4 protein-coding genes are annotated in these 4,640 nt (G+C 60.8%); 3 read left to right on the top strand and 1 reads right to left on the bottom strand.

Annotation, left to right across the window (positions count from 1 at the left end):
* Together AC1D1P_RS14750 and AC1D1P_RS14745 are read left to right on the top strand one after the other, a co-directional pair.
* On the top strand, positions 1–1,160 hold a 1,160-nt coding region (locus AC1D1P_RS14750), incomplete at its 5' end, for a YeaH/YhbH family protein (RefSeq protein ID WP_477673501.1).
* Positions 1,157–2,716 carry a SpoVR family protein gene (locus AC1D1P_RS14745; RefSeq protein ID WP_477673500.1) on the top strand — a complete coding sequence of 520 codons (1,560 nt, stop codon included), beginning with the start codon at positions 1,157–1,159 and terminating at the stop codon, positions 2,714–2,716. The genes AC1D1P_RS14750 and AC1D1P_RS14745, both read left to right, overlap by 4 nt.
* A 33-nt stretch (positions 2,717–2,749) precedes the next feature.
* On the opposite strand, the gene AC1D1P_RS14740 is transcribed toward AC1D1P_RS14745, so the two are convergent.
* On the bottom strand, positions 2,750–3,385 hold the full coding sequence (locus AC1D1P_RS14740; RefSeq protein ID WP_477673499.1) for a GntR family transcriptional regulator: 636 nt from the start codon (positions 3,383–3,385) through the stop codon (positions 2,750–2,752).
* A 217-nt stretch (positions 3,386–3,602) separates the two neighbouring features.
* On the opposite strand from AC1D1P_RS14740, the gene AC1D1P_RS14735 reads away from it, so the two are divergent.
* Positions 3,603–4,640 (top strand): methylmalonyl-CoA mutase family protein (locus AC1D1P_RS14735; RefSeq protein WP_477673498.1); only part of this gene is annotated, 1,038 nt, incomplete at its 3' end.

Below are 4,640 nucleotides of genomic sequence, written 5' to 3'. Positions count from 1 at the left end.
GTGCTGTCGCGGGCCGCAGCATCCATGACATCGAACAGGGCGAAGACGTCACATTGCCGCGGCGCGACGTTTACCAGCCGGTGTTTGGTCATACCGGCGGCACKCGCGAGACTGTGCACCCCGGTAACCGCGAATACGTACGCGGCGACCGCATCGCGCGGCCGCAGGGCGGCAGCGGCGGCGGGTCGGGCGGTGAGGCCAGTCCCGACGGTGAGGGTGAGGACGACTTTGTCTTCCGCATCACGCGCGAAGAGTTCATGCAGTATTTTTTTGACGACCTTGCGCTGCCCGATCTCATACGTACCCAGCTTTTGCCCGATGCGCCGGAATGGAAGTCCCGCCGCGCCGGTTTCATCTCGGACGGAACGCCGACCAACCTGCACGTGGTGCGTTCGCTGCGGGTCGCGCTCAGCCGGCGCATCGCCATAGGCGGGGAGACGCGGCGGCAGGTGCATGAGCTGGAGGCGCAGCTGGCGCTGGCGCTGCGCGACGCGCCGGACCTGCCTGACGAGATTCTTTCCTTGAGGACACAAGTCGACGCGCTTCGCCGGCGCCTCAAGGCCATCCCGTTTTTCGATCCCTTCGATCTGCGTTACCGCAACCGGGTCAGGGTGCCGCAGCCCAGTGCCAAGGCGGTCATGTTTTGCCTGATGGATGTATCGGGCTCCATGGACGAAACGCGCAAGGACATCGCCAAWCGGTTTTTTATCCTGCTGTACCTGTTCCTCAGGAAGCATTACGAGAAAACCGACGTCATCTTCATTCGCCACCACACCCAGGCCACCGAGGTGTCCGAAGAGGAATTCTTCCAGTCCACCGAAACCGGTGGCACCGTGGTGTCCAGCGCACTGGCCTTGATGCACCAGATCATCCAGGAGCGCTATCCTCCCGGCGACTGGAACATCTATGGCGCCCAGGCTTCGGACGGCGATAACTGGCACCAGGATTCGGCACGCTGCCGCGAATTGCTGGTCGGCAAGCTGCTGCCGGTGTCGCGGTATTTCGCCTATGTCCAGGTCGGTGAAGAGGACCAGAACCTCTGGGAGGAGTACACCCAGGTGCAAGAGGACAACCGTAATTTCGCGATGCGCAAGGTCGCAGCCGCGGACGAGATTTTCCCGGTGTTCAGGGAGTTGTTCAAAAAAGGCGTCAAGCCATGACAAAGAGCGAGAGAAAGCCTGCCGAAGTGGCGGCGCCTGGCTTGTCCGGCACCGGGCGCCGGCATGCCTGCCTGCCCAGCCCGTCCGACTGGTCCTTCGAGTTGATCGAGCTCTACCACGGCGAGATTGCGCGAAAGGCAAAGTCCTTCGGCCTGGACACCTACCCGGTGCAACTCGAGGTCATCACGGCCGAGCAGATGATTGATGCCTATGCCTCGGTGGGCATGCCGGTGAACTATCGGCACTGGTCCTTCGGCAAGCAGTTCATCTCGACGGAAAAAAATTACCGGCGCGGCCAGATGGGGCTGGCTTACGAAGTCGTGATCAATTCCAACCCCTGCATCGCCTACCTGATGGAAGAAAACACCATGCCCATGCAGGCGCTGGTGATGGCGCATGCCTGCTACGGGCACAACTCCTTCTTCAAGGGAAACTACCTGTTCCAGATGTGGACCGACGCCGGCGCCATCGTCGACTACCTGGTATACGCGCGGGCCTACATTGCCGAGTGCGAAGAGCGCCACGGCTGGGAGSCSGTCGAGCAGCTGCTGGATTCCTGCCATGCCCTGATGAGCCACGGCGTGGACCGTTACCAGCGCTCGCAGAAGCTGTCGCTGGCGGAGGAAGAAGCCCGCCGCAAGGACCGCGAGGCTTATCTGCAGCAGCAGCTCAATGACCTGTGGCGCACAGTCCCCAGGTCTGCCGACAAGCCGGCCGAAAAAACCCATCGCCGTTTTCCGCCGGAGCCGCAGGAAAACATCCTGTATTTCATCGAGAAGAACGCGCCCCTGCTGGAACCCTGGCAGCGCGAGGTGATCCGCATCGTGCGCAAGATCGGCCAGTATTTTTACCCACAGCGCCAGACGCAGATCATGAATGAAGGCTGGGCCACCTTCTGGCATTACACACTGCTCAATTCCCTGTACGACGAGGGCTTGCTGACCGACGGCTTCATGATCGAATGCCTGCGATCCCACACCAATGTCATTTACCAGCCGCCGGTGACACATCCGGGCTACAACGGCGTCAACCCCTACGCGCTGGGGTTTGCCATGTTCAGCGACCTCAAGCGCATTTGCGAGTCTCCCACGGAAGAAGACCGGCAGTGGCTGCCGGACGTTGCCGGCTCCAACTGGCTGGAGACGCTGGACTACGCGATGCGGCATTTCCGCGACGAGAGTTTCATCGGGCAATACCTTTCGCCGCGTCTGATACGCGAATTCCGCCTCTTCTCAGTGGTGGATGATGCGAGCAAGTCCGAGCTTGAAGTGGCGGCCATTCATGACGACGCGGGTTATCGGCATGTACGCGAGGCGCTGTCGCGCCAGCATGACCTGAATTACCGCGAGCCCAACATACAGGTCTGGGACGTGGACGTGCGCGGGACCCGCTCCCTGACCTTGCGCCACAGCCGCCACAACGACCGAACGCTCACGGACGATGTCCAGGAGGTGATCAAGCATGTTGCGCGCCTTTGGGGTTTTCCCGTCCTGCTTGAAAGTGTGGACAAGCATGGCAAGGTGGTGCAGCACTGGGAGGCGCTGCCGCAGGCCTGATTTCATTCAGGGGTCGGCCGGAAGGTGGGGTTGTCAGGCCGCCGCTTCCAGTCCGTTCCTGAAGTGCTCCCGCATGCGCTGCGCGGTGGCATTCGCGTCGCCTGACGACAGCGCCTGCATGATGGCGCGATGCTCGGCAAGCGACTCTTCAATGCGGCCACTTTTGAGCAGCGAGTTGTGGCGGTTGAGCTTCATGACCTTGCGCAGGTCGGCCACCATCTGGTCGCGCCAGCGGTTGTTGGCGATTTCCAGCAGGCGCATGTGAAAGGCTTCATTGATCTCGAAGAACCGCTCACGGTTGCCGACGGCTTTCTCGAGTTCGTTATGCAGGCCCTGCAGTTCCTTGAGCTGGGAAGGCRTCGCCTGGGTGGCCACCACACCGGCCGCGTCGCTCTCCAGCAGCGCAAGCAGGTGATACACATCGGCCAGGTCCCGCTCAGACACTTCGGTTACATAGGCGCCGCGCCGCACCTTCATCGTGACCAGGCCTTCGGTGGCCAGCACTTTCAGGGCTTCGCGCAGCGGCGTTCGGCTGATGCCGTATTCCTCGGCCAGCTTGAGCTCGTCAATCCAGCTGCCCGGCGTCAGTTCGCGGTTGAAGATGCGCTGGCGCAAAAGCTCCGCCACTTCTTCGTAAAGCGCTCGAGGGGTCAGGGACACTGCGGCCATGGGTATAAATTTTTTGAATGTGCGAAAGCTTCGAGTGGGCGCTGCTTTCGATCAGCGCTGCACGCGAGTTAGTGGGCATCTTACTTCAAACTGAATTTTGCATCAATAATTATAAATGATGTAAACTTGGCCGGATTCATGACTTCCTCTCATGCTGAGCCTATGCTGTTTCTATCGCAGCACCCGGCGTGAAGACCCGTTACGGTAAACCCATCCCATGTCCAAGCCCAGCAAAGAACCTGAATTTCCTGCAGCCAGCCTCGAAGCATGGGCCAAAGCCGCTGCCAAATCGGCGCCTGGCGGCGATGTGGGCGCGCTGAACTGGCAGACGCCAGACGGTATCAGCGTCAAGCCGCTTTACACCGCCGAAGATACCAAAGACCTTCCGCACACCAACACGCTGCCGGGTTTTGAGCCTTTCATCCGCGGCCCACAGGCCACCATGTATGCGGTGCGCCCATGGACGATCCGTCAGTACGCCGGCTTTTCCACGGCTGAGGAGTCGAATGCTTTCTATCGCAAGGCGTTGGCCGCGGGAGGGCAGGGCGTGTCGGTGGCGTTTGACCTGGCCACGCACCGCGGCTACGACAGCGACCATCCGCGTGTGACCGGCGACGTGGGCAAAGCCGGCGTGGCGATTGATTCGGTCGAGGACATGAAAATCCTGTTCGACCAGATCCCGCTGGACAAGGTCAGCGTCTCCATGACCATGAACGGCGCGGTGCTGCCGGTGCTGGCAGGGTATGTGGTCGCGGCCGAAGAGCAGGGCGTGAGCCAGGAAAAACTGAGCGGAACCATCCAGAACGACATCCTCAAGGAGTTCATGGTCCGCAATACGTATATCTTTCCGCCCCAGCCCAGCATCCGCATCATCGGCGACATCATTGAATACACGGCGCAGAACATGCCGAAGTTCAATTCGATCTCGATCTCGGGTTATCACATGCAGGAGGCCGGTGCCAACCAGGCGCTTGAACTGGCCTTCACCTTGGCCGACGGGAAAGAGTATGTGAAAACCGCGCTGGGCAAGGGCCTGGACGTGGATGAATTCGCCGGGCGCCTGAGTTTCTTCTGGGCCATCGGCATGAACTTCTATCTGGAAGTCGCCAAGATGCGCGCCGCCCGCCTGCTGTGGTGCCGCATCATGAAGGGCTTCAATGCCAAGAGCCCCAAGAGCCTGATGTTGCGCACGCACTGCCAGACTTCGGGCTGGAGTCTGACCGAGCAGGACCCTTACAACAACGTGGTGCGCACC

The sequence above is a fragment of the Polaromonas sp. P1_E1_2 genome (assembly GCF_056406035.1).
This window is presented reverse-complemented; position numbering and strand designations above follow the sequence as displayed.